The sequence below is a fragment of the Pontibacter actiniarum genome, from assembly GCF_003585765.1.
In the GTDB taxonomy this organism is placed as follows: domain Bacteria; phylum Bacteroidota; class Bacteroidia; order Cytophagales; family Hymenobacteraceae; genus Pontibacter; species Pontibacter actiniarum.
The window spans coordinates 18668-43382 of the sequence record NZ_CP021236.1 but is presented as its reverse complement, the minus strand read 5'-3'; the positions used below and the strand labels follow the sequence as shown (position 1 = coordinate 43382).

21 protein-coding genes are annotated in these 24715 nt (G+C 50.6%); 13 read left to right on the top strand and 8 right to left on the bottom strand.

The window, feature by feature from the left end; genetic code table 11:
• The first annotated feature begins 26 nt into the window (after window positions 1-26).
• Window positions 27-3083: a T9SS type A sorting domain-containing protein gene (locus CA264_RS20935; protein ID WP_025603946.1), complete on the top strand. Its 3057-nt coding sequence runs from the start codon at window positions 27-29 to the stop codon at window positions 3081-3083.
• A 346-nt stretch (window positions 3084-3429) separates the two neighbouring features.
• Here the strand turns inward: CA264_RS20935 and CA264_RS20930 are convergent, their stop codons facing one another.
• The 5 genes from CA264_RS20930 to CA264_RS20910 form a co-directional block, all read right to left on the bottom strand.
• Complete coding sequence (locus CA264_RS20930; RefSeq protein ID WP_025603945.1) at window positions 3430-4611, bottom strand: DUF3800 domain-containing protein; 1182 nt, start codon at window positions 4609-4611, stop codon at window positions 3430-3432.
• Window positions 4612-4689: 78 nt separating this feature from the next.
• Window positions 4690-5379: a recombinase family protein gene (locus CA264_RS20925; protein ID WP_025603944.1), complete on the bottom strand. Its 690-nt coding sequence runs from the start codon at window positions 5377-5379 to the stop codon at window positions 4690-4692.
• Window positions 5380-5776: 397 nt separating this feature from the next.
• Window positions 5777-6892: a Fic family protein gene (locus CA264_RS20920; protein WP_025603943.1), complete on the bottom strand. Its 1116-nt coding sequence runs from the start codon at window positions 6890-6892 to the stop codon at window positions 5777-5779.
• Window positions 6893-7022: 130 nt separating this feature from the next.
• On the bottom strand, window positions 7023-9668 hold the full coding sequence (locus tag CA264_RS20915) for a DEAD/DEAH box helicase (protein WP_025603942.1): 2646 nt from the start codon (window positions 9666-9668) through the stop codon (window positions 7023-7025).
• Window positions 9669-9889: 221 nt separating this feature from the next.
• Window positions 9890-11473 (bottom strand): site-specific DNA-methyltransferase, encoded by a 1584-nt coding sequence (locus tag CA264_RS20910; RefSeq protein ID WP_025603941.1) that lies wholly within the window; start codon window positions 11471-11473, stop codon window positions 9890-9892.
• Between the two features lie 325 nt (window positions 11474-11798).
• On the opposite strand from CA264_RS20910, the gene CA264_RS20905 reads away from it, so the two are divergent.
• From CA264_RS20905 to CA264_RS20860, 10 genes are all read left to right on the top strand, one after another.
• Window positions 11799-12743: a manganese catalase family protein gene (locus CA264_RS20905; RefSeq protein WP_025603940.1), complete on the top strand. Its 945-nt coding sequence runs from the start codon at window positions 11799-11801 to the stop codon at window positions 12741-12743.
• A 21-nt stretch (window positions 12744-12764) separates the two neighbouring features.
• Window positions 12765-13571, top strand: coding sequence for a DsbA family oxidoreductase (locus CA264_RS20900; RefSeq protein ID WP_025603939.1), 807 nt, complete (start codon window positions 12765-12767; stop codon window positions 13569-13571).
• A gap of 47 nt (window positions 13572-13618) precedes the next feature.
• Window positions 13619-13858, top strand: a complete 240-nt coding sequence (locus CA264_RS20895; protein WP_025603938.1) for a hypothetical protein — start codon at window positions 13619-13621, stop codon at window positions 13856-13858.
• Between the two features lie 269 nt (window positions 13859-14127).
• Window positions 14128-15351, top strand: a complete 1224-nt coding sequence (locus CA264_RS20890; protein ID WP_025603937.1) for a PQQ-dependent sugar dehydrogenase — start codon at window positions 14128-14130, stop codon at window positions 15349-15351.
• A gap of 156 nt (window positions 15352-15507) precedes the next feature.
• Complete coding sequence (locus CA264_RS20885) at window positions 15508-17130, top strand: PQQ-dependent sugar dehydrogenase family protein (RefSeq protein ID WP_025603936.1); 1623 nt, start codon at window positions 15508-15510, stop codon at window positions 17128-17130.
• A 555-nt stretch (window positions 17131-17685) separates the two neighbouring features.
• Window positions 17686-18027 (top strand): hypothetical protein, encoded by a 342-nt coding sequence (locus tag CA264_RS20880; protein ID WP_025603935.1) that lies wholly within the window; start codon window positions 17686-17688, stop codon window positions 18025-18027.
• Window positions 18028-18038: 11 nt separating this feature from the next.
• Entirely contained in the window at window positions 18039-19664 is a 1626-nt protein-coding gene (locus CA264_RS20875) for a DUF4396 domain-containing protein (RefSeq protein WP_084196118.1), read from the top strand.
• Window positions 19661-20899 (top strand): cell wall-binding repeat 2 family protein, encoded by a 1239-nt coding sequence (locus CA264_RS20870; RefSeq protein WP_157593605.1) that lies wholly within the window; start codon window positions 19661-19663, stop codon window positions 20897-20899. Before CA264_RS20875 ends, CA264_RS20870 begins: the two co-directional genes overlap by 4 nt.
• Window positions 20896-21213 carry a hypothetical protein gene (locus CA264_RS20865; protein WP_025603932.1) on the top strand — a complete coding sequence of 106 codons (318 nt, stop codon included), beginning with the start codon at window positions 20896-20898 and terminating at the stop codon, window positions 21211-21213. The genes CA264_RS20870 and CA264_RS20865 overlap by 4 nt, the downstream gene beginning before the upstream one ends.
• A gap of 2 nt (window positions 21214-21215) precedes the next feature.
• Complete coding sequence (locus CA264_RS20860) at window positions 21216-22046, top strand: formate/nitrite transporter family protein (RefSeq protein ID WP_025603931.1); 831 nt, start codon at window positions 21216-21218, stop codon at window positions 22044-22046.
• A 12-nt stretch (window positions 22047-22058) separates the two neighbouring features.
• On the opposite strand, the gene CA264_RS20855 is transcribed toward CA264_RS20860, so the two are convergent.
• Genes CA264_RS20855 through CA264_RS20845 form a run of 3 tightly spaced genes read right to left on the bottom strand, consistent with a single transcriptional unit; the run spans window position 22059 to window position 22767 of the window.
• Window positions 22059-22340 (bottom strand): DUF5676 family membrane protein, encoded by a 282-nt coding sequence (locus CA264_RS20855; RefSeq protein ID WP_025603930.1) that lies wholly within the window; start codon window positions 22338-22340, stop codon window positions 22059-22061.
• The gene (locus tag CA264_RS20850) at window positions 22327-22554 is read right to left on the bottom strand and encodes a hypothetical protein (RefSeq protein WP_025603929.1); all 228 of its coding nucleotides are present in this window, start codon (window positions 22552-22554) and stop codon (window positions 22327-22329) included. The genes CA264_RS20855 and CA264_RS20850 overlap by 14 nt, the downstream gene beginning before the upstream one ends.
• Before the next feature lie 12 nt (window positions 22555-22566).
• Window positions 22567-22767, bottom strand: a complete 201-nt coding sequence (locus CA264_RS20845) for an SHOCT domain-containing protein (RefSeq protein WP_237151224.1) — start codon at window positions 22765-22767, stop codon at window positions 22567-22569.
• A gap of 302 nt (window positions 22768-23069) precedes the next feature.
• Here CA264_RS20845 and CA264_RS20840 point away from each other — a divergent pair, with 302 nt between their 5' ends.
• Both CA264_RS20840 and CA264_RS20835 read left to right on the top strand, forming a co-directional pair.
• Complete coding sequence (locus CA264_RS20840) at window positions 23070-24107, top strand: type II glyceraldehyde-3-phosphate dehydrogenase (RefSeq protein ID WP_025603927.1); 1038 nt, start codon at window positions 23070-23072, stop codon at window positions 24105-24107.
• A gap of 46 nt (window positions 24108-24153) precedes the next feature.
• Window positions 24154-24501: a DUF1622 domain-containing protein gene (locus CA264_RS20835; protein ID WP_025603926.1), complete on the top strand. Its 348-nt coding sequence runs from the start codon at window positions 24154-24156 to the stop codon at window positions 24499-24501.
• Window positions 24502-24715 lie beyond the last annotated feature (214 nt).

The following is a 24715-nucleotide window of genomic DNA, read 5'->3' as shown; positions in this document are numbered from 1 at the left end:
ACTGTCCACTATAAAATGTAAATGTTATGAAACAACTTTACCTGCTCAGCCTATTGGCTTTGCTTTCTTTTAGTGCCCTCTGCCAGACACACCCGGCTGAAAAGAGCGATTTTCAGGCCGAGGCTGATCGCCGCATTGCAAATTTGAACAAGAGCCTGATTCCCAGCGGCATTCTCTATGATAGGGTAGTGCCTCTGGCCCGTCTGGATGTTTTCAATCAGCGTGCTCAGGCCGATACCTCCTCCTACACTCACTTCGGACAGGCGCACTACGAACTTTACAATGCCAGCTATGCTCCTCCCGTTATATTAAACCCCGATACCCTCGACGCGCGATCCGCCCGTTTCAAGCAAACTACTGTAGTGCCTATTGGTGTGCTTTACTATAACTTTCATAAAATAGACACACTTGCCCTGAGAGACAACCTGCTCAGCGTTTCCAACGACTTATATTACGATGTGGCTGGCAGGCCCCGAATACCCTACGTAAGTGCCTGGGCATTTGCAGTGGCTCCTTTGGCGGAACAAGCCAGAACAGGAAGCGTAGCTTTTCAATTACCTGCGAACCTGATAATAAAGAATACCTCCTTAAGTGTCAGCAGGGTAGAAGTAACTGGCGGCGACAACAATACCACCATCACGCTTACCCCGAACGGCAGCAGCAGTAGTTTATACTATAGCACCGGTGGTGAAAAAGTGCTGAAGTTTAAAATGGTGCTCAGCAACAACACCTCCAGGATCACCTACGGAAGACTTAAGCTGCTTGGAACAGCATCTACTATCACATCGGCTACGGCCCGGGTTGCTGCAGATGGCACTGATTATGAAGCACAATATATTCCTTGCTTCAAAGAGTATATCTATTCAACTGAAAGCTTTAAGGGTTATGAAGAGGCAACGGCAAGAGTGGGTAAAGGAGAGGTATATTACTACTATGCAGCTGCCAAAAGCTGTAACAATGCCAACAACACCAGCCCCGCCAATAAACTGAACGTTACAAAGCCTATCATAGTGTTAGACGGCTTCGATCCAGGCGACGGGAGAGGCGCTGCTGAAATCTATGGGAGGTATTTAAGCTACACGAGTTCAGCTTCAGGCCCACAAAATCTTGGAGTTCAAATGCGAACCAAGGGGTATGACGTGATTGTCCTGAACTTCCCTGATGGGGCCGATTACATCGAGCGAAATGCCTATGTGCTGATGACGCTTGTCACAAGGGTTAACCAGCAACTAGCAGCGGCAGGAAGCATGGAGAAAATCACCATTATAGGGCCAAGCATGGCTGGCCTTATTTCCCGCTACGCCCTAGCTCTGATGGAAAAAAGAGGCAACGTACATAACACCAGACTTTGGGTTTCCTTCGACGCACCGCATTTAGGAGCCAACATCCCCATAGGCGACCAATGGTTCCTGAATTATATGGCCCCTGTTAGCAAGGGCTCCAGAGATGCCCGTAATAAGCAGATAAACTCCCCGGCTGCCCGCCAGATGTTAGTGCATCACTATTTGAGCAATTCTCAGACTGTTGCCGGCGCACCTAATTACAGAGACAGGTTTAAAACTGCTTTGGAAACTAATGGATTACCAAACACCATGGGGTTTCCATCAAGTGCTATTCGTAAGATTGCCCTAATCAATGGCAGCCAGAACGGAGTTTTGCAGCCTACTGGTAGCGCCTGTGGGACAGCTTTTGATCTTGAAGTAAAGAAAACAGTGCTTTCAAGGGTGCTTTTACTTTGGTGGCTAAACTCCAGCGTGACTAGTAAATTTATTGCAACGCATGTTGCTTTTGCTCCAAGTGCCGACAACGTGTGCAAAGTTTTTGAAGGAACTTCGTATGGCCCTTTCGGGATAGGCATCCCTGGGCGCGACAGGTACGCTAAGGCAATTAATTCAGGAGCCAGTATAGATTTAGCCCCAGGTGGAACCTATGATAGCCAAGGTATTATTCGGGATGAAGCTAATGATATGGGTGGCAGAGCACTAATGAAGACTAGCTTTTCAAACCTGGTGGAGAACCACTCTTTTATACCTACAAAAAGCGCTTTAGCCTACAAGTGGAATAATCAGGCTAACGTTGGTAACTGGGGTGAGAACTTAAGCAACAGAAACCTGTTTTGTTCCGGTGAGATTCCATTTGATGCCTACTATGCACCTGCTCAAAATGAAGAACATGTGTTACTAAGCGAGGCAGGCGCGAACTTTGTGACAAAAGAGATTGATGGAATTATTTCTATAAAGCTAGGAAACTACGGTGCCACGATAGCAGGCCCAGATAATATGTGCGCCAGTGCTTCTTACCAGCTAAACGGCCTGCCTAGCGGGGCAACAGCAAGCTGGAAAGTATCCCCAACAAATCTTTTCACGGTTTCAACGGGCACGGGTACAATGGCAAATCTTCAGAAAGCGAGCGCCTCTTCCACAGGTCAGGCTACTATTACCTTTACAATAAGCGGGAAGTGTGGAAACGAATCGATCTCGAAAACCATAACACTCGGCAGCAGTAATACAGCCTTTATCAGTAACCCGTACGACTTGAGCTGCTACTGCCAAATCTATGGGCCTGAAACAGGGAAAACGTACCAGTTCTTTGTGGACACAAACGTCTCCGGAGTGGACCCTAGCAACTACCTGTGGACCATCACACCGCCACTTGGCTCTCCTGAGCCATATCCAATGGAGTACTCTGGCAGCTCCATTTATTTCGATGCCTATTACCCTGGAGAGTACACTTTCGAGTTGCAGCAGTACACGCCAGGCTGCGGATGGAGCGTCAAAGACACAAGAAGCTTTTACTTCAATCAGGGCTATGACATGTATGCTTATGCCTATCCTAACCCGACTTCAGATGAGCTAAACGTATCACTCAGCAATGCCTTCCCTGAAGATGGTAACAAAACTGATAGCAGCTACGAGGTACGCCTTCTGGATACGCAGCAAAAGGAGGTATACTCTAAAAAAACCAAGGAAAAGCAATTGATCATTCCTGTTCAGAAACTCAAAAGCGGCACTTATTACCTACAGCTTAAATCAGGTAACAGAAATGTAGTAAACCGAATTCTCATTGGTAAAGAAGTAAAGTAATTACATAAGCTTTTAATGAGTTGATCAAAACCTAGTTTAGAAATGGTTGGCTTTAAGATTGGCCACTCCAATCGGGTGCTGGAAAGCGGTGCAGGTACATCCCTGCGCCGCTTTTTATTTTATGGCAGCTTTGTTACGAGATTAAGAACAGCACTTTAATTATTATGCTTTAAATAAAATTTATTAACTAAAATTTTTTAAATAATATTTATTACATAATACATTAGAAGCCCTAATTCAATCAATATAGAATCATGTATATAAGGCTAAATCCAGCACCAGATGGCTACAGTCGATAAAGATCAAGCGATAATTCCTTTAATTATAACATATTAGTAAAACCAATTTACTCGATCAAAGGAGCATGCTTCTCCTTATCCAGTGTTTTAATCAGCTCATGCAAAAGCGAATAAGCGGAGTTAGACTCGAGCAGATCCACCTCCTGCACACTGTTCACCATCAACTTACGGTTACAGATATGGATGCGATTGAGCATCGGGACAATGCTGTTGAGGTAACGGTTATAGAAGCCAGCGATATCCTCCACGCCGTCAGGAAGCTTATAGCCTGACTTACCTTGGATACTTGCGATTAGCACCCCGTTGTCGCGCAGGTGTTGAACACAAACCCGCAGCTGCTGCTCCGAAAAAGTCGGAAATCTTCTTTTTAGCTTATCGATGATCTCCCGTTTCTCGATGAGGCGGTCAGGCGCGGTGCGGAACATCAGGTACAGATACTGCAACACGGCAAGCGCCTCCTCCGAAAGGCTGTTTCTACCAGAGAGTGCCTCTTGGGCGGACTCCGATGCTATTCTTCGAATAAGATGGTTCTTCTGCAGGTCTTCGGGGGTAGGGGAGAGGAGATAGTCTGTTATTTCAAAAGGGAAAAAATCAATGAACGTACGGTCGTGCAGCAGATCGAACAGTGCGGATGCCTTTTCGTGGCTGTGACTGGTGCAGTAAATCTTGCCTAGGCAGCCAGAAAGAAAATCTGCCAGCTGCACCAGGGGCTCCTCTGCCTTATCCTCCACCAGGCGGTAAGAGCGCTCCGGCGTAAACAGATCCCGCTGGATAACCTTAGTTTCAATGTAATGGTGCAGGCTGCGCCGAAACTCTGGCCAGCCAAGCTGATCGGCATGAATCGAGAAAGCAGTGAAGTTTTTGGGAAACTGCTTGAGAAAGATTCTGTTGAAGTATTTATAGAACACATCATTATGATCAAAACCTGCTCCCTCCAGCTTGCTCTTGTTGATGACCATCCCCAGCACCACGAAGTCCAACTGGCGCAGCTCCCTTAATACCTCCAATCTTTTCCGGAAGCCCTTCTCATCATTGGGGATACGGCTGGACTTGATGGGTTGGCCTTGGAAGAAGCGTTGGCTGATCGTATCCCTTAGCAGCTGGGCCTGCTCCAGCTTCTTCTCATCCAGGAGAACAGCTGTCAGAACAAAATGGGAGAAGGTACCGGCTTTATCCAGGTTTAGGCTGGCGTTTCCGAATTCATCCAGAAAAATATGTACATGTTGCATAGGAGGAGTATAGGGTGATAACTCTTATGCCACATAAGATACAAAAGATGAAGCACTTTCAATATAAATATAGCAAGCCTAAACTACGCTGGTGAGGGCATCCGTTTGAAACTGCCCTTGTCGGATGTGCAGCCGCTGAACGGTGATGGCAAAGAATTTCTTCCCCCTGCGGGTGGTGAAGCCATGGCTGTTAAGCCGGTCAGCAATTTGCTGATAGGTCATATCCTTTTCCCGATACATCTGGATCAGTTCCGTGGCCTGTCGGTTGGCTTTGTGCGATGCTGCGTTCTCCTGCCGTATCTGAAGTCCTTTCGTCCTGGCTCCCTGGGTCAGGTTCTCAGGCGTACCCAAGGCAAAACCCTGTAGCTTCTTTTGCTGGAGCGCGGCTCTGGTCCTGGAGCTGATTAACTCCCGCTCATGCTGGGCCAATACGGCGAAGATTCCGATGGTCAGGGTATTGGCATCGGGCATATCCACAGCAAGAAAGTCCACGTGGCTGTCACGCAGCTTAAAGATAAACCCGGCGTTACGACTGAGACGATCCAGTTTGGCAATCAGCAGCTGGGCCTGCTCCCGTTTGGCCAGGGCGATGGCCGCCTCTAGCTCTGGCCTATCGTTCTTCTTGCCGCTCTCCACCTCAATGTGCTCGGCAAGCAGCGCATCGCCGGGCTTGAGGAAACCCTTCACCATCTCGCGCTGTGACTCCAGACCCAGCCCGCTCTGGCCTTGCTTCTTTGTGGAGACCCGGTAGTAGGCCACGTACTTCATCTTCGCTACTCCTTATTATATAGGTGAAACTCGGGGGCGAAGATAGTTATAACATTTTACAAACGGACGTTTATAAAATGTTATAGATACACAAATATGTAAAAAGTATCTGCTCTGCTATAAATTTTAGAGAACCAGCAGGTCAAAAGGGGGATGGGTAATCTAAGGACTCTCGATCCTTTAACGGCAGGGGAAGAGGTGCTTGCCCTGCCGGGGCAGCAATAAGATAGGGGAAAGTTTCAGAAATGTGCCGTAGCATTTTTGGAGACCACAGTTTACCCTTATGTACTTACATGAGGTCTTCTTGGTACACTTTGACTTCATATGTACCAGAAATTAACATTCTTGGTACACACCTTCAGCTATATGTCCCTAAAATCAGCATTCCTGGTACATACTAAGAATCTTGCGTGCCTATAACAGGCGTGGTGGAGGTGTACTGCTCTTTGGCGTTCACAAAGACCTCGATCAGGGGGAGATTCAGGTAGTAGTTGCTCGTGCCTACCTTTTCTTTTTGTAGCAATCCTAAATCAGCAAGCGCGTTCAGGTACCGGGCAGCGGCTTTTCGCTCCAGCATGAGGTCCTTCATTACAAACTCGATTTTAGTGTAAGGGTGCTTGAACAGGTTGTTGAGCAGATCCTGACTGTATATTTTTGGCAGGTCCGTACGAATTCTTTTTTTGTACTGCTGCATGAGGAGGTTTATGCTTTTCACCATCTCGATGGTCTGCTTGGCAGTTTCTTCCACTCCCTTCAACATGAACAGGAGCCATGCCTCCCAGTCACCTGAGTCGCGTACCTGCTGCAGTAGGCGGTAATAGTCTGCCTTATTTTCCACCACATAGCGACTGAGGTATAGCACAGGTAGTTGCAGCAGGTCTTTGCACACCAGGTACAGGATGTTGATGATACGTCCTGTGCGGCCATTCCCGTCATAGAAAGGATGGATGCTCTCAAATTGGTGGTGGATGATGGCCATCTTGATCAGCGGGTCGACATCCGATACCTCGTCATCATTAATATATTGGACGAGGTTATGCATGAGGTGTTCTATCTGGTCAGGGTGCTGCGGCGGTGTGTAAACCGTTTCACCCGTTTTGGCATTTTTCAATGCCGTGCCTGGCAGCTTACGCAGGCCAGCGTTGTTCTGCTCAAGTTCCTGTTGAATCCTAAGAATATGGCTTAAGCTCAGAATCTTATTCTTACGCACCGCTTCAAATCCTTCTCGTAAGGCAGTGGCATAGTTCTGCACCTCCTTAGTGGCAGTGCTTAGGGCGTAACCTGCCTGCAGTTCGGCTTTGAACAACTCATCCTGGGTGGTGATGATGTTCTCAATGGCCGAACTGTCCCGCGCTTCCTGCAGCGTAAGCGTGCTGATCAATATCTGTTCATTGGGAATAGTTGCGGCCACTCCTTTCAGCTCGGCCAGATAGCGGTGGGCTGTCGTCGCCTGTTTTAAAACGGCTTTTGTCTCTACTTCAACAGGAACAGGTAAATCAGTTGGCTGCCACATGGCTAAAATTGTATTAGATTAGTGAAAAGCTATTGGGGGTTCCCCAACAGCAAATGGTGTATAACTATGTAAGTTGTCTTTCTAAGATAACAGCAGTCGATGAGAAGGCCAGCTCTTGGTTGAGCTATAATTACAGCTGCCCTATCAGCTCCTTAGCCTTATTCAGGTTGTAAGCTCCCTCTATAGCTTTACTCTCAAAAACCATAAAATAGTTATAGCCAGAACCAGCCAGTTGTGCCCACTGATTGCCTAAACGGCATTTGGCCTCGCTGTCTGAATTATCCCGATCATCTCCCTTCGTTTCCAAAAGTATTACCCTTCCAGACTTCGTGTAAAGTATAAAATCAGGGTAATGGTTTGATTTAAACCCGTTTATGGCAAAGCCTTTGCCCCGCACCAAATTTCGGTGCCAGAACAGCACATTTGGCAGACTAGAAAATTCCATAATGCTGCTCTGCTCAAAGTTACTCATGCTGCCTTCGCGCTCATAAAGTGAGCTGGCAACCGGCGCACCCAGGGCACCGGGCACCAAAGTCACAGGAAACTTCCAGTTTGCAGCTGCTGTAATTTTTCCAATCTTCAGCTGCTCATTAAAGCGCTGTTCTGCATAGGCGTCAGCCAGTGATCGGATCTTCTTCTTTATCTTATCGGTGTAGCTATACTTGCGCGACAGGAAATCCCGAAGCTGTTCGGTTGTTAGCTTGGAAAGAATCCGCTCCACGTAGATTTTTACCTCCTGCTCAGCGATAGGGTACATGTTGCCGATAAGCTGCATGATCTGGTGACCAATGTCTTTTACCTGGCTCTCCTTAGGCTTTGCCAGAATGTACTCGGCAATGGGATCCTTTACCTGTTGCTGCTCAATCTTCGCGAAAGACGGTGTGAAGTCATCCTTCTTGGCCTCATGCAGATCCACCTTGTACATATCCGATGAGATGCTGTCAAACGCTACTTTAGTATCCTCATCGGAAAGCCGGAAACCTTTTAACAGCACCTCCTGATTAAGTAGGGCAGCACCTGTTTCCATATCGAAAATAGAGCTGGTGGGTACTTCCAGGAAAAACTGCGGCAAGACTATCTGCTGTGCCGTTTCTGCAAAGGCATCCCGCATCTGGTAACGCTGTACTTTTTCACCCATTTCAGAAAAGATGTTGTCAGTATTCGATTTCTCTTGTTCCTTTATCCGCTGCTCTGTTTCAGCAACCTGCTGCACAGCCATTTGCTCGATCTGTGAAATGACGGAAGAGGAGGCAGTAGGAGGTAAAGGAGTATCAAGGCTATAGCTAATGCGACCGGTGTCGATCTCGTCCTCATTGGGTGTCTCCGGGTACTCCTCTGGGAAGAATGCCTTGTTCAGCGATTGCTGAGGCGTTTCCTCTGGCTTTGGTGCCTCCGGCAGTGCATCCTTATGGCGGTAGTCTTTGCTGCTGAAACCAGATGCCTGCAGCCCTTTTACAATATTCTGCAGCGTTTCGTTAAACTTGGCTGAGGCTGTGAGCACGTAGGACACGTTCAGCAAGGGGTGACTGTGTTTCATCACATAGGGCTGGCGCAGCACCCGACCCAGTATCTGCTCCACATCCACTGCCGAGGACTTGTCGGCCAGGGATGCTAGTATGTAGGCAAAGGGGCAGTCCCAGCCTTCTTTTAGGGCGTTTATAGTAATGATGAAGCGAACTGGGCATTTCTCCGACATCAGATCCACGCCCTTCAGCTCGTCTTTGTTTGCTGTTTTTATCTTGATCTGCTCCTTCGGAATGCCTAGTTTGAGCAGTTGCTGCTTCAGTTTATCGAAGGTGGTATTCTCTTCGCCGGTGCGCGGCTGCGCCTGGAACAGCACGATAGGCCGTATGTAGCGGCCTCCGTTTTTGTGCTGCTCTTTGGCCAGCTGCTCCAGGTTCTGCTGCAGGTGCAAGGCGCTGTTCACCACCTCCGTTTTGTCGTGGTGGTTGTACACGATGACAGGCAACTTTACCATGTGCTCTTTCTTCAGCTCAATAGCAGGCACCATGCTGATGATATTGCTGTTCTCCTTTGGCGTGGCGGTAAGGTCCAGCAGGAAAGACGGATTCAGGGCCTGCAGCATATCCACACTCAGGTCGCTTTCGGCATTGTGGCTTTCATCTACCACTACCACAGGGTTCAGGCTACGGATCACGTTGATCAGCGCCGTCTCGTCTGTATTGTCCAGCAGGTGAGAGGTGTCTTTATAGTGTTGTGCGAACTGCGCCAGTTGCCCGTTTTCCTGGTATACTTTGCGGTCCTCCTTGCGGCGGGCACGCAGGCTGGCAAAGCTCATGACGATGATGGTGAGCTGCTCCTGCACCACCGTCGGGTTGAAGTTAGCCCCCTGCAGCAGGTCGTCTTTCTTGTACACCTCTACGCGGTGGTTGAAGAGCGTATCCAGCTTTTGGCGGTAAGGGTGATCCGGGTCACTAAGGTTCTTTACCGTCTGGTCCAGCAGGTTGCTCCACGGAACCAGCCATACCACCGCTTTGGGCTTTTCTACTGGGAAGGCCCTGAAAATGGTGCTCAGGGCATTGCAGGCAATAAAGGTTTTGCCACCAGCGGTGGGCACTTTAATGCAAATGCTGGCCGCCCCCGGTACATTATTTTTGTAGGGGCGCATACCTTGGCCCGTTAGCGGGTTGTACGGCCCAATTTTGTCCTCCCAATACCTATTGAAGGCCTCCCCAACCAGCTTATGCTGCTGGGTGTACTCTAAAAAGGATTCAAGGTCCTGTATTACCTGCTGCTGATATGTCTTTAACTCCATTTAGGCTCCCGTTCGTCTGTTGGTTTTTTTAGAACTGGCGTTTAGCTTTTCTACTTTTTTGTCGGAATCGGCTTACCTGGCGACTTCCTCATACTGATCTGTTCAAATTTTTCTAATAGTTGCCGGTCTATCCAGAAAGTGTACACCCTCCTTATCCGATGATCGGGGGTAGTATAGAAGAAGATAGTTGATTCCGGCGGGTTTTGCTGTGCTGGCATATCTTAAAACCTTGAAATATCTCTCGGTATCTTTTTGAAAACGATGTTATACTTCTGCAACAGCTCTTTGGGCAGCAGGCAGTTATCGGCATACATCACATACTGCTCTGCCTTGTGCGTGACGGTGGCCAGGAAGTCATAGTCCAGGTTGGTGATCTGGTTGGGCTCGTACACAAAATAGTAGGCGGTGTGGTGCAGGCTGCCCAAAAAGTATGTATCGGAGCCAGCGACAGGGGCAGGGTAGGGGCTGCGGGTTTCGGAATACCAGATGTATTGCCGCATGCGCTCCAGCCCTACCGCCTCGTTCAGGTTGTTCTCCTCATCAAACAAGCACGGGCCTAATGTATAATAGGTAAAGTCGCCGCCTGTGCCTGCTACTGCTTTACTGCCTTCGCCATAACCCTGCATTACACGCTTCACGCGCTCGGCGGTTATACCTTCGGCATAGTCTTCCATCTCCACCAGTATAAACCTGCGGTTCCCGCCATCCTCCTTGTTCAGGTTCAGCACGGCATGGGCGGTGGTGCCGGAGCCCGCGAAGCTGTCAAGGATGATAGATTCTTTGTCGGTAGCAAGCCTTAGAATCCGTTCTATCAACAGGCTAGGCTTAGGAGTATCAAATGAAGCTGACTCAGGAAAGAGAAGATTAATTTCATTCTTTGAAGTTCTGTTGCTTCCTACCTCATCTTTCTTCCACAAAGTACGCGGCACAAGGTCTGAAACTTCAGACAGGTAACGCTTTATACTTGGTCTAGCGCTTCCGTTTGGTCCCCACCATATCCTACCGTCTTTGTCTAAGTCTCGCAACTTCTCTTCCGAGATACGCCAGAACCTTCCCTGCGGAGGAGAAAAAGACCTACCAGTCGGTCCCTCAATGGTATACAAGCCCTTAGAGTAAGGTTTGTTAGCATACGGGTCACCTGGCAGCCAAGGGCCCCTTGGGTCTTTGTCTGGGTTAGAATAAATGGAGTTAGAGGCTTCATCCCTTGGAAGTCTGTTAGGTACCCAATCAGTATTTTTAGAATAAACCATGATATAATCATGGTCAGTAGAGAACTGCCGAGCCGAATTGCGGGGGGAGTCCGCTTTCTCCCATATGATGTTAGTAACGAAGTTGCCAACGCCAAACACTTCGTCCACTAGAGGTCTTAGAAAACCTTGTGCATTATCATCAATGGAGATGAAAATGGCACCATCACTAGCCAGCAACTTGTGCAGCAGCTTCAGGCGCGGGTACATCATACAGAGCCATTTGTCATGGCGGGTCAGGTCCTCGCCTTCTTTGCCCACCACCTGCTGCAGCCACCGCTGTATCTTAGGGTCGTTTACATTGTCGTTGTACACCCAGCTCTCGTTGCCGGTATTATAAGGCGGGTCGATGTAAATGCACTTCACCTTGCCCTCATACTCCGGCAGCAGCGCCTTTAGCGCCTCCAGGTTATCACCGTGTATGATCTTGTTTGCGGCTGCGGCGGGTGCAGTTTGCTGTTCGGTGATGAAAGTATAGGCAGGCTCCAGCACCCTGAAGGGCACGTCGCGGTGGTGGTTCACTACTTTTTCTTTTCCAATCCAGTGGAGCGTAGGCATCGGGTAAGGGTGGTTTCTGGGTTAGCTACAAAGAGGTAAAGATAGCAAGGTTTCGGGAGATAAACGCACGATAAAAATAGCACTATAGCGCAAGTGCCTATCACCGCTTTTGCAGGAGCTCACCCATTTTTTTGCATAAAATATATAAAAGCAGTTCAGTAATATATAAAACCGTAATCTGAAACGACTTGTAAAACAGGAACAGCAAAGGTGCAACTGGTGCTGTGCACTCGGTTGATGCTGCGGGGCCAGTAACCCTTTTTAAGCTGCAACCCGTTTATAGAACTTAACTACCGCTATTGTTTAACCACTAAAATGAAAACAAATGTTTTATCACGTAAAAGAGCTACAGTTTAACGCACGCGTCTCTAAGCCGGACCCCGCCTTCGCCAGTCTGCTGTTGGAGCAGTTTGGGGGGCCTAACGGCGAGCTGGCCGCAGCGATGCAGTACTTCACGCAGGCTTTTGCCATGCGACAGCCCCACCCCGATAAGTATGACATGCTGATGGACATTGCCACTGAGGAGTTCAGTCACCTCGAGATTGTGGGCGCCACCATCCAGATGTTGCTTGGCCCCATCAACGGAGAGTTGAAGGATGCCGCAGACAAGGCAGAGATCATGCAGCTGCTGGACGGCAAAGATAAGAAGGAGAGCTTCATTCATAGCGCCATGATGAACCCGCAACTCCTGGTGCTGAGTGGCGGCGGACCTACGGTAACCAACAGCCAGGGCGTGCCGTGGTCAGGCACTTACGTTAATGCAAACGGAGACCCTACCGTGGATCTGCGCTCTAACATTGCGGCGGAGTCTCGGGCCAAGATTGTGTATGAGTACCTGATGCAGTTTACCGACGACCCATACGTAAAAGAAACGCTAAACTTCCTGATGACGCGCGAGGTGGCCCACCACCAAATGTTTGAGGCTGCCCTAAGCACTATACAGCCAAACTTCCCGCCAGGGGTGCTGCAGGGCGACCCGCGCTACAGCAACAGCTACTTCAACCTAAGCAACGGTGCCGACGCCAAAGGACCCTGGAACGAGGGCAAGAGTCCTGGTTTAGGTGAGACCTGGCAGTACGTGGAAGACCCCTTCAAACACGTGGTAGAGTCTAATGGCATGGTGGACCACGGCCCAAGAGGAACAGACCGTACCCAGGAGAGCGTGGAGAAGAAAGACAAGGAAATGAGCAAAGAACGCAGCCAACAGGTTAAGAAAGCCGTACCAAGCGGTGAAAACCAATGGTGCGAGTACCCTCAGAACGGCCAGTAAAAGGGTACTGTATGAAGTAGCATGACAGAAATCGAGAATAATCTAAAACATAAAAAAGAGGCGGGGTCGGTGGAGGTAGAGTACTACACCGACCCTCTTTGCTGTTGGATCTGGGCCATGGAGCCGCAGTGGCGACGGCTGCGCTTCGAGTACAGGGGCCGCATCAGGTGGCGCTACCGCATGGGTGGCCTTATTCCTAATTGGGACAGCTACCGCGACCCTATGAACTCGGTAAGCCGGCCACTGCAGATGGGGCCTTTATGGCTGGAGGCGAAGTATAAATCCGGGATGCCGGTAAAAGAGCGGGTGTGGTACGAAAATCCGCCAAAGTCTTCTTACCCTGCCTGCATTGCCGTAAAGGCGGCCGAGTTGCAGTCGGCGGTGGCGGCAGAGGCCTACCTGCGCAGGGTGCGCGAGGCTGTAATGTTGCACGGCAAAGATATTTCTGACTGGAAAGTGCTGCAACAGGTGGGGGAGAAGCTTGGCAAAGAACACCAGGGCTTAATGGATGTAAACAGGCTTCAGCAAGACATGGGCAGCAAAACTGCCAGAGAAGCTTTTGAAGTAGATTTACAAAAAGTGCGCCTGCATGGCATCAGCCGCTTTCCGGCCATTACCATGAAGCGGGAGGGAACAGACGAAGGCATCCTGATTGTGGGGTACCGGCCATACGAGGCATTGGAGGAGGCTTTACATCGGGTGGCACCAGAACTGCAGCCTGTATCTCATACCCCCGATGAAACGGAGTACAGGAGGTACTGGAGCGGTGCCACAGAAAGAGAAGTGGAGGAGGCCCTGAAACCTGCACAGCATCAGCATGTACCCTAACCGACTGTTATAAACAGTTTTACAGCAAATGGAAAACCCTAACTGATATGGAAATAATAAAGTTTAAGACAAACGTCGTGGATGAGGAAGCCTTGTCGAAAGTGGCACCACATTTAGATAAAGAAGAAAGGATAAGCAAGTGGAGCCTCGACACGGAAAGCGCAGACAAGGTGCTGAGCGTGTCAGGCACGGGGCTAGACCCTCAGGTAGTTGAGAGCGCAGTAGAAGAGGCCGGGTATAAGGCTGAAATTATACGTGTAATGGGCATTAGTGGCGGAGATTTGTGAGCCTAACACAAAAAATAAAGTGTGGGCGTGGGAATAAAATAAATTAAAAACAGTCTTGATGGCAGCAGGCGCAGCATAAAAGCGACTGCACCTGATTACCGTTTGTAAATGAAGACCAATCAATATCTAAAACTATGAAAAAGCTGTACTTGTTTGTCTTAACACTTCCACTATTGCTGATTTACGCTTGTACTTCAACACCCTCTTCTGACGTCGCAGATGCAACGGCTTCACGGGAAGCACAACCTTTGGACTCGGTAAGCCTCCAAATGATTGCCGCTGATCTGGTCTCCCCGGTGTTCCTGACGCAACCACCTAACGACGAGCGGCTTTTTGTGGTAGACCAGGTAGGTGTGATAAGAGTGGTGAAAGACGGACAGCTACAACCGGAGCCATTTCTGGATCTGAAAAATAAGATCATCGATCTAAAGGACGAGCATGAAGAACGGGGGCTGCTGGGCTTGGCCTTTCACCCGGAGTTTAACAGCAACGGAAGGTTCTTTGTGTACTACAGTGCTCCCCTGCGCAGGACGGCTCCCAACGGCTTCGATCATACCAGCGTGGTGGCAGAATACATGGCAACAGGAAACAACCGCGAAAAAGCCGACCCAGCCTCCGAAAAAGTGGTCATGTACGTGGATCAACCATACGATAACCACAACGCGGGTACCCTAATGTTCGGCCCGGACGGATACCTATACGTCAGCCTGGGCGACGGGGGCAACAAAAACGACATCGGCACGGGCCACGTAGCGGACTGGTATAAGAAAAACGAAGGCGGTAACGGGCAGGACGTGAAGCAGAACCTGTTGGGCAGCATCCTGCGCATCGACGTGAACAGCGGCTCTCCTTACGGCATCCCTTCCGATAACCCCTTTGCCGACGGCAACAAAGGCATGAAAGAAACTTACGCCTACGGCCTGCGAAACCCCTACCGCTTTTCCATCGACAGCGAAACGGGCATGCTGATAGCCGGAGATGCGGGGCAGGTGCTGTTTGAGGAAATAGACGTGATCAAAAGAGGAGGCAACTACGGCTGGAACGTGAAGGAAGGCACCTCCTGCTTTAACGCAGCCAACAACAAGGAGCCGTTGGCAAGCTGCCCTGAGGAAGACAGTTTGGGCAACAAGTTCATAGATCCCGTCATAGAGTTCAAGAACACCATGAGTTTTCCGCAGGAGGGCTTGGGTATTGTGTGTATTGGCGGCTACGTGTACCGGGGCGAGAACTACGAAGGGCTTGACGGCAACTACCTGTTCGGCGTCTGGACGCAACACCACGAAAAGCCTGACGGTGCTGTTTTCGCAGCACAAGTATCAGGAGAAACAGGTCCGTGGCAGTACAGAAAATTATACTTCAAAGACAGGCCTAATAATGCTTTCGGGCATTACCTCTTAAGCTTCGGCCAGGACAACAAGGGCGAGGTCTACTTACTAAGTACTGATGAAGAAGGACCTACCGGGAAAACGGGTAAAGTATACCGCCTGGAGTAGCCATGAAGCGCATGCTGCGCACAACACATGAATGTATGTAACATTGGTCATATATGTGAAGTATACCTTTGAACATTGTGGTACTGGTGCAAAAAGAACTTGCGCCCAAGCGTGTGAGAGGTGTTTTGTGAGTCGAAAAACACAAAAGTATATCAGATGAAAAAAAGTGAGGTTTCCGGTTTAAAGTATCTGTTCTACGTATTGGCGCTGCCTGCTATGCTGCTTTTCTCCTGTTCGGGCAAAGATGATACACGCGGCGACGAGGAAGAGGAGGCGGTGCAGGAGGTACACCAGGAAAGCCGGAGAAAGATAGACCCGTCGGCCATTGTTTTGCCAGCAGGTATGAAGATAGAAGCAGTTGCCGAAGGCCTGAGCTACCCCGTGGACGTAACCTTCGACGACAAGGGCAACACCTATATCGCCGAGGCAGGCGGTCATACCTACGGCACCAAACCAGATCGGGCACCGGAGGCGCGCATACTCCAGCTGCTTCCCGACGGTACCACCAAAGTGCTCTACGACAAGGTAGTGCCCATGAACATCATCAAAAGCAAGGATTCTTCCGAAGACATGGAAGAGGGCCTGATACCGCCGCTGACCGGCGTAACCTACCACGACGGCAAGCTATACATCTCCCACCGCACACGTTACTCCACTTATGACCTGGAGAGTGGCGAATTCAAGACCATCATCAGCGGCCTGCCTTCCTGGGGCGAGTTCCTGAATGCTAAACCCATTTTCAATGACGGCAAGATGTATTTCTTCCTGTCTACACAAGGCAATACTGGCGTGCAGGAAAAGCATTGGGTGAATGTGATTGATACCTTTAACAAACCTGAGGCGAAGGAAATCCCCGGCGAAGACATCACCCTGACAGGCAAAAACTTCTGGGTGCCTACCGATAAAATGACCATCGTGGATGCGGACTCGATGGAGACAGGCGTGTACGTGAAGCTTGGTGAAAAGACAAAGGCGGGGCAGGTGATAAAAGGGCAGGAGATCTGCAACGGCGCCTTTTTCAGCTGCGACCTGGACGGCAAAAATATCAAGCGCATTGCCTGGGGCCTGCGCTCCAGCTTCGGCTACCGCTTCTCCCCGGATGGCAAACTCATCACCACCATGAACAGCGCCAACCCCATGCCGCCGCGCGGTTTATATTTCGACTATGAGCCGGTGTATGAGATCGTGCAAGGCGAGTGGTACGGCTGGCCCGATTTTTTCAGCGGCATCCCGATCACAGACGAACGTTTCAGCGGGAAAGGTAAGATCTGGGATTTTGTGCTGACCGAGGAGACACATCGCAAGCTGCTGAAGGGCAAAGACAAACCGCGCCAGCCTGTTGCGCTGCTGCCGGTGCACAGCGCGGCCCAGGGCATGGTGTTCGGCAACAGCGCTTTCGGCGTGCCGGAGCAGGACATACTGGTGGCAGAGTTCGGTACCATCGTGCCGGAGTTCAAAGGCAAAGAGTATCATCCGAAACTACCTAAAGGAATGCCTGAGGAAGAAAACGCGCCACCGGGCGTAAAGTATAACTGGCCCGGCTTTAAGGTGCAGCAGGTAAACCTGAAAACCGGCGAAGCCAAAGACTTCATCTATAACAAGAACAATCTGCCGGCTTCAGTAAAAGGCACAGGCGGCCTGGAACGTCCCCTGCAAATGGAGTGGGGCAAAGACGGAGCATTATACATCGTGGATTTTGGTGTGGTAGAGTTTGACGATAACGGCATGAACGCCATGCCATTTACCGGTGTGCTCTGGAAGGTGAGTAAGGGGAAGTAAGGTAGTAAATGGCGCGAGCGTCCTCGCTCGTGACGAACTATAGTGGGGCCTCTGGCCCATAGGTGAAGCGAGTCTGGAGACTCTTGCCCACATGTAGTCACGGGAATGATTCCCGCGCCATTTTGAAAGTGAAAATTATAAATATAAAAACTAAAAACCCTGGCGCGAATCTCCGGATTCGTGACTTAGGGTGGATGTTGAGTCTCTGACTCAACTGGGCCGGAGGGCCAGACAATAGCCGGACACGAGTCGAAGATCCCGAAGCATTTCGGGGCGAGGACGCTCGCGCCATGATGAGATAAGTATAAAACTCTAACAGCTGATTCGGATTTGCACTCCGAATCGACTTAGCCGCGGATTTGTAATCCGCATAGCAAAGGCAGTTGCAACATAACAATGCACTTCCAACTGGAGGTGCAGCTGAATCGGATTGCAAATCCGATGATTACCGAAGATTCGGATTACAAATCCGAATCAGCACGAAAAGAGCTTCCGGACAAGGATGTCCGGAAGAGCAGTAGATAATTAAACAATTATAAACCAAACATATAAACTATGGCCATAGCCGCTACGATATTCTTCTTTGTTGCCATGCTGGTGGGGGCGTTGCTGCTGTCGCATGTGCTTCAGGGGAAGATGGCACCGAAAAAGCTGCTGATGCTGCATGCCGGGAGCTTTGCCCTGGGGCTGTTGCTCCTGATCCTGTTTGCCATCATCACCGATAAACCTGAAAAACAGATTGCCACCATCGTGATTTTTGCGGTGGCAGCCCTGGTTGGCTTTGTGCTCTTTTCGCAGAAGAAAAAGCACCAGCATATGCAGAAGTGGCTGGCCATTGTGTACCAGGCAATAGGTATGGGTGGCCTGATCTGGCTGCTCATTTTTGTGTTGAACTAAAAAGATAAACTATGAAGTGGACATATCCGGTCCTGACTTTTTTGGTGGTGCTCATACTTGGGTTAGGCCTTGTGAATGTGCTGAAGGAAGACCTGGAAGTAGCTCCCTGGACGGAGAAAGGAGCCATGGAAGGGCGCATGATCGCCCACACCAAAAACGTGACCCGTGTGGTGGCCCAGAATGCTACCGACCTGCACGAGTACCTAAAAACAGCCATCCCCTACGAGGAGGCAAAAGTGGCGGACATGGCGCCGTCCGAAAAGAACTGGCAGGAGTTTGTAACGCAAAGTATAAAAGTAGCCGATGACCCGCGCCATGTGCTAGTGTTACCGGGCGGCAGTAAGGAGGCTTTACAATGGGCCCTGCCCGCCATCTACTACGCCTTCTACTATGGCTCACCGGTGCTGTTCGTCGAGAACGGCCAACTTACCGGGCAGAGCGCAGCGCAGTACCGCAACCTGAAAGCTTTTATCATTGGTCCGGATGAATTTATACCTTCTGACATAGAAGACAATTTTGAGGAAGCAGAACGGGTAGCGGGCAAAGACCTGACGGACCATGCCATAAAAATTGCGGAGATGCGCGACGAGGCGTCCGAGTTTGGCTGGGGCCGCGTGCGTAACCGCCGCACCGGTTACTTCCATTATGTAGTTACCACACCCAAACACGCCCTGGAAGGCCTGGCCGCCTTGCCGTATGCCGTCAGTAACAATGCTTCCCTGCTGTATGCCGGTGACGAAGGAGGCCTTCCCGCTGCCCTGGACCGCTACGTCTGGAGCCAGCGCACCGACTGGATGGTGTCGCCGTCGGAAGGACCTTTCAAGCACTTCTGGGTAGTAAGTAACGATTTGAGTTATGCCGCCCAGGGCCGTATGGACCTTTCGATCGAGAAAGCCGCTTATGCAAGTATGGGCGATATATCGCTAGGCTACATGGAGGCGCTGGCTATTATGCTCATCGTGCTGGGTATCGCTTCGGCCATTTTCGTGATGATCCACAGTACCTATACCTTGCACATGGTGCACATGCCGATCAAAATTGCCTGGGCCATGACGTCGCTGGTGCTGCCTGTACTCGGGCCTATTTTATACCTGAACGCTTACCGCCGCCCGGCCTACAAAGATGAAAAGGGCATGTGGCATTGGCTTCGTCCGCAGAATATACAGAGCGCCGCCGCTACGGCCATGGGCTTTGGCTACGGCGCGCCTACCATGATTGCGGTCGGGTTCCTGTTCGTGTGGTTCGGCTTTCCCATCTTCTTTCCGGAGTGGATAGAGGGGCCTTTCTTCTGGCTCGGAGCCGGTATGCCGATCATGATGATTGCCATGTACGTGCTGACGGTGCTTATTGTGGTGCCGATGGTGCAGTACCCGATGAAGGAAATGATGATGGACATGCCAAAGAAAAAGCTGGCAATGATGGCCTTTAAGACCACGGCGGTAAGTATGGCGGCCGTGAGTTTAGGCATGATGACAACCGCCTGGTGGACGATGATGTACCACATCCCGATGATGCCGAAGGAAGACGACATACTTTGGTTCGGGGTGATGTGGCTGGCTTCTTTTGCAGGTTTTCTGGTAGCGTGGCCGCTGAACTGGCTCATGATCCGCTCGCACTTAAAACCCGGAAACGTATGATTAGATTACGATATATATTCGCGCTTGCTATACTTGCTGTGCTCAGTTCCTGTGGCAAAACCGAGGGACCTCCTGGTGCCGGTAGCCTGCCATTGCAGAACGAGGCCAACTTTACGGCCTACACGGTAAGGCTTCCCGGCAGAACGCCCGAAGAGCAGGCTATACTTTTAACCCAGACTGTTTACCCTGCCACCCGCGAAGACAATGCGGTAGGGGCCATTATACTTGTTCCGCAGGATGAGATCATTGCCTTCACGGCGATGCAACGCATCACGCACATGCCTGTGAACGCGCCGCTGATGTACCTGACCAAAGACAACCACGTGTCCGAAGCTACCCTGCGCGAGATGAAGCGGTTGAAGCCGGACGGGGTGCTGAACGACAGGCGGGTTGATGTATACGCCGTAAACGTGCCGGAGGCAGAGGTGAACAAGGTTCGGGAAATTCTGGGCTACAAGGTCAGGACGTTTTATGCGAAGAACCCGGTACAGTTAGCCGAGATCCTGGACCGCTGGCAGGGTGCTCTGAAATCGGACCACCCGGATGAAGTGATCATGTCTGCCCTGGACCACCCGGATGGGATGAAGCACGGCATAGGGGCCATGGGCTGGAACGCGCACATGGGCAGGGGCTTTGCCTGGGTCTACAGAGACTCCATACCGGAGGCTACCAAACGCATACTGGAAAGGCGCTCCGGCGACCACGGCTCTTACATTTACCTGACAGGCGGCCCGGACGTGATATCAAATAAAGTAGCAAAGGAGTTAGGTCGCTACGGTTTGGTCAGGAGAATCTTTGGCGAAAATGTGTACGCATCGAACACCGTGAACGCGGGCTACAAAGACTATGGCCGCAACTACGGCTGGTGGTGGAACTGGGAGCAGCGAGCCCTGGGCTGGGGCATTGCGCAGGCCGGCCACAACTTCATCATCGGTAACGCAGACAACATGCTGGGCATGATTCCGGCGGCTGTACTGGGGCACATGGGCAAACACGGACCTATACTTCTGGTGGCGCAGGACAGCGTGCCCCAGGCCGTAAACAAATACCTGACTATGGTAAAACCTTTCCCGACAGGTCCGCAGGAAACCATCCTGAACTACGCCTGGATTATCGGCGACACTAGCACCGTATCAGAGGCTACGCAGCGGGAAGTGGATTTCCTGCTATCGCCGTTCAAGAATCCAAAGGCAGATAAACCGCTTTCAGAGGCAGATACACTACAACAGAAATGAACAACCATACCGATAAAAAAGACGCAGATTTAATTGTAGGCTACACCAATTACGACCCGGAGGGGCACGTCGTATACCACCCTGCCATCCTGAAAATGGCCATCATATGGGCCCTGGTGCTGGGAGTTATATTTGGCTTTGTAGGCTACATGATCTCATCCGGTGCCTGGCCCATCCGCGACCTGGGGCAGTTCGCCACGTCGGGTACTGCTGTGGGCATTTTTGTGGGTGCTGTGGTAGGCGTTGCTTTAGGGGGACTGATAGGTGCCCTTATGGGCATGGGCAAGATGAAGCGAAAGAGCAGGGACTTATAGGAATGGCAGAGGATAAAGAAGCGTACGCCCATGAGCAGGTAAAAGAAATTGTAGACTCACCCTCTGCCCAGGCCATTCACGACGCCATCTACAAAGAGGCGGAGTCGGAGTTAGAGCGCCCTACGTCCAACTTGTTCTGGTCGGGCCTGGCGGCAGGCTTGTCCATGAGTTTGTCGATGATCGTGGAGGGTGTGCTGGAGGCGTACCTGCCGGAGGCGGAGTGGACGGTGCTGGTTTCGAGCTTCGGCTACAGCATGGGATTCGTGATCGTTATACTTGGCAAGCAACAGCTTTTTACAGAGAATACGCTTACACCCATCCTGCCGCTGCTACACGATAAAACGACGGAAAAGTTTGTGAACGTGATGCGGCTGTGGGGCGTGGTGCTGTTTGCCAATCTGCTGGGCACTTTGCTGGTCGCCCTGGCCGTAGCGCATACCTTTGCCTTCGATCCGCATGTACTCGATACCTTTGCCAAGCTTGGGCATAAGGCCATGGAGCCGGGTTTTGGCACCGTGTTACTGCGGGGTGTATTTGCCGGCTGGCTCATTGCCCTGATGGTCTGGCTTTTGCCTTACGCCGGAACAGCGCGGGTATGGATCATCATACTTGTTACCTACGTGGTGGCCATCGGTCACTTCAGCCACGTTATTGCCGGTTCCATGGAAACTTTTACGATTGCCGCCATGGGGGAAACTACATGGGGCAACGTGCTGCTGAACTATACTTTACCTGCCCTGATCGGGAACATTTTAGGCGGTGTGGTGCTGGTGGCTGCGATCAACCATTTGCAGATCAGTTCAGGAAAGAAAGAAGGGTCTCCCACACAGTAGGGGACGGCGTATTCAGGTAGTGCGTCGTTCCGTGGTAGCGTTGTAGATGGCAGCAATGCAGGCTCCTACCAGCCAGGCTAGTATAAACGTTTCCACAATGCCTATGAGCGCTTCCCAAAAAGGAATTTCCATTCGGATCACAGCAGAAACATCAAGGCCGTGCAGCAGGCTGTTAAAGAACTTTATAGTTCCCTCGCGGCCAACTGTGGCCATTACCAGCACACACCCGATGTAGAGCAAGGCTCCTGTGGCGCCAAAGGCAAAGCCGAGTTTCTTTACGTTAATGCGGTTCATACTCTTTTGATTTGAGGGTTTTCAGGTGCTCTTCGTGTCCGTGCGTGTGGCCATGTCCTCCGAGGTGCATCGGCATCAGCAAGTGGCAGGCAAACATGGCAATAACGAAGACGAGCAGAGAGACATCGCCACTCAAACCCAGGGCTGGCGCTAGGAAAATGAGCAGGAGCGGTAGTGTACACCCTATGATCATCCAAAGTATGTGCTTACCCATTGCTGTGTATGCTTAAGGTTTTAGGTTGTCCTCTCTTTCCAGTTCCCGTTTCCTGAGGTTGTACTCCTCTGTGTCTATCTCACCGGCAGCGTACCTTCTTTTCAGGATGTCTAAGGGGGTGTCTCTTTGATATGTTTTCCGGCCTCTGCTCGCATTGATTAAATAACCGAAGCAAACTACAGCGACTATAATCCAAAATAGCCACCAGATCATATGCATTCCCCAAAAGTGCCAGTCACCGTCCGTGTGCCACATAACATCTAATCAGAAAGTTACACTTTTATGTTGTACGACAACCTGCTTTTGTATGTTTAAAGGTTTAAGTTGTACTACTGTGCTCAGGATAGTGGCTGCGCACACTCATATTATGCTTCATCATTGCGATTGTCTACATGTATGCTGAGTTATTAAGTTATATTAAATAATGAAAACATTATAAAATTGGGGACGTTAAAACTTACTATACCTAAGGATCTTTGTTTAGGATTAGCAATGTACTGGCAACGCTTCGTGATATGAAAGACAAAGTAAGAGTAGCAGTAAACGGGTATGGGGTAATTGGCAAACGTGTGGCCGATGCGGTACAGATGCAGGACGACATGGAGCTGGCTAGTGTCTGCGACGTGGTTTCTGACTGGCGTATCAAAGTGGCATTACAAAGAGGCTACCCTGTTTATTCTTTCGACAGCCCAGCTCAGGAAAAAATGGAGCAGGCTGGCATTGAAGTGCGCGGCACGCTGGCAGACCTCCTGAAAAACTGCGATGTGGTGGTGGACTGCACCCCGAAAAAGATAGCGGCCCAGAACATAGCCAAGTACAAAGAGGCGGGGCTGAAGTTCATTTTGCAGGGGGGCGAGAAGCACGAGACAACCGGCCATTCCTTTAGCGCCGAGAACAACTACGACACCGCCCTGGGGCGCGAGTCCACCCGGGTGGTGTCGTGCAACACTACTTCCATTATCAGAACCTTGACAGCCCTGAAAAAGGCAGGCCTGCTGCAGAAGGCGCGGGGCACCTTGCTGCGCAGGGCAACAGATCCCTGGGAGAGCCACCTGAATGGCATCATGAATACACTGGTGCCGGAGCCGGAGATACCCAGCCACCAGGGGCCGGACGCGCAGAGCGTGGACCCGGACTTAGACGTGATCACCGCCGCGGTGAAAGTGCCGGAGACACTCAGCCACTTGCACTACTGGAACGTGCAACTCACCAAAGAGGCCAGCAAAGAAGAAGTGCTGCAGGCTTTCAGTAACTCCACCCGCATTGCCATGATCAACTATGCCAACGGCCTTTCGGCCAACAACACGGTAAAAGAACTGATGCTGGGACTGGACCGTCCTTACGGCGACATGTATGAGGTGGCGCTGTGGCAGGACATGCTGAAAGTAGTGGGGAATGAGCTGTTCTACGCCTATCTGGTCGACAACCAGGCCATCGTGATCCCTGAAACGATAGATGCGATCCGGGCGCTGACAAGGCTGGAGGAAAATGCACAGGCCTCCATACAAAAGACCAACGCTGTCCTGGGGGTACGGCAGGGGGCTTTAATTTGAACACAGAGGAGCTGTTAGTGATCAAAGCTACCTTAGGAAAAGGCGAATGAGACTGGATACGTTTAACTCAATAGCGATTGCGATTAGTGTGGCAGGAAGTGGCGTCATTATATATGGCACACTTTTGACCCTTTTCCGTTTTATAAAAACGGAGATGCGCTTCTTTCATGACGCTACCGCTGTTATGGTGAGGCAGGAGCGTAACCGTTCCCGCCTGTCAGCTTACCTGTTGCTTGGGCTTGATTTCATGCTGGCGGCCGACATTATCCACACGATCCATGACCCAAGTTTGAATGAGCTCTATGTTTTGGGGCTCATTGTAGTGATCCGATCCGTGATCAGTTTCTTTCTCCTGAAGGAGATAAAAGAGTCCATAAGTATCGGTAAAAGCTGAGCCATTTATTTACATGCTATACCCATACGGGCGCGGCTAGTGGGGAGCGGCTCCATATAACCTTTGCCATCAGCGCAGCGCTTTTCAAAATATTTTCATTATGAAATCACTTAACCGAGGAATACCCTGATTAGGCACAAGGCCTTTTTAAAGCAGGCTACTCCGCAGTATACCGTTTGGTATTGAATAAGAATTGCCAGAGAAGCCAACTTCT

Coding starts and splice junctions, on each gene's coding strand:
- CA264_RS20930 (WP_025603945.1), bottom strand. CDS start 4,611: ATGCAACATGTACATATTTTTCTGGATGAATTCGGAAACGCCAGCCTA.
- CA264_RS20910 (WP_025603941.1), bottom strand. CDS start 11,473: ATGCCTACGCTCCACTGGATTGGAAAAGAAAAAGTAGTGAACCACCAC.
- CA264_RS20835 (WP_025603926.1), top strand. CDS start 24,154: ATGAGACTGGATACGTTTAACTCAATAGCGATTGCGATTAGTGTGGCA.
- CA264_RS20865 (WP_025603932.1), top strand. CDS start 20,896: ATGAACAACCATACCGATAAAAAAGACGCAGATTTAATTGTAGGCTAC.
- CA264_RS20840 (WP_025603927.1), top strand. CDS start 23,070: ATGAAAGACAAAGTAAGAGTAGCAGTAAACGGGTATGGGGTAATTGGC.
- CA264_RS20925 (WP_025603944.1), bottom strand. CDS start 5,379: ATGAAGTACGTGGCCTACTACCGGGTCTCCACAAAGAAGCAAGGCCAG.
- CA264_RS20845 (WP_237151224.1), bottom strand. CDS start 22,767: ATGATCTGGTGGCTATTTTGGATTATAGTCGCTGTAGTTTGCTTCGGT.
- CA264_RS20880 (WP_025603935.1), top strand. CDS start 17,686: ATGGCCATAGCCGCTACGATATTCTTCTTTGTTGCCATGCTGGTGGGG.
- CA264_RS20900 (WP_025603939.1), top strand. CDS start 12,765: ATGACAGAAATCGAGAATAATCTAAAACATAAAAAAGAGGCGGGGTCG.
- CA264_RS20860 (WP_025603931.1), top strand. CDS start 21,216: ATGGCAGAGGATAAAGAAGCGTACGCCCATGAGCAGGTAAAAGAAATT.
- CA264_RS20905 (WP_025603940.1), top strand. CDS start 11,799: ATGTTTTATCACGTAAAAGAGCTACAGTTTAACGCACGCGTCTCTAAG.
- CA264_RS20850 (WP_025603929.1), bottom strand. CDS start 22,554: ATGGGTAAGCACATACTTTGGATGATCATAGGGTGTACACTACCGCTC.
- CA264_RS20935 (WP_025603946.1), top strand. CDS start 27: ATGAAACAACTTTACCTGCTCAGCCTATTGGCTTTGCTTTCTTTTAGT.
- CA264_RS20920 (WP_025603943.1), bottom strand. CDS start 6,892: ATGTGGCAGCCAACTGATTTACCTGTTCCTGTTGAAGTAGAGACAAAA.
- CA264_RS20895 (WP_025603938.1), top strand. CDS start 13,619: ATGGAAATAATAAAGTTTAAGACAAACGTCGTGGATGAGGAAGCCTTG.
- CA264_RS20875 (WP_084196118.1), top strand. CDS start 18,039: ATGAAGTGGACATATCCGGTCCTGACTTTTTTGGTGGTGCTCATACTT.
- CA264_RS20885 (WP_025603936.1), top strand. CDS start 15,508: ATGAAAAAAAGTGAGGTTTCCGGTTTAAAGTATCTGTTCTACGTATTG.
- CA264_RS20890 (WP_025603937.1), top strand. CDS start 14,128: ATGATTGCCGCTGATCTGGTCTCCCCGGTGTTCCTGACGCAACCACCT.
- CA264_RS20855 (WP_025603930.1), bottom strand. CDS start 22,340: ATGAACCGCATTAACGTAAAGAAACTCGGCTTTGCCTTTGGCGCCACA.
- CA264_RS20870 (WP_157593605.1), top strand. CDS start 19,661: ATGATTAGATTACGATATATATTCGCGCTTGCTATACTTGCTGTGCTC.
- CA264_RS20915 (WP_025603942.1), bottom strand. CDS start 9,668: ATGGAGTTAAAGACATATCAGCAGCAGGTAATACAGGACCTTGAATCC.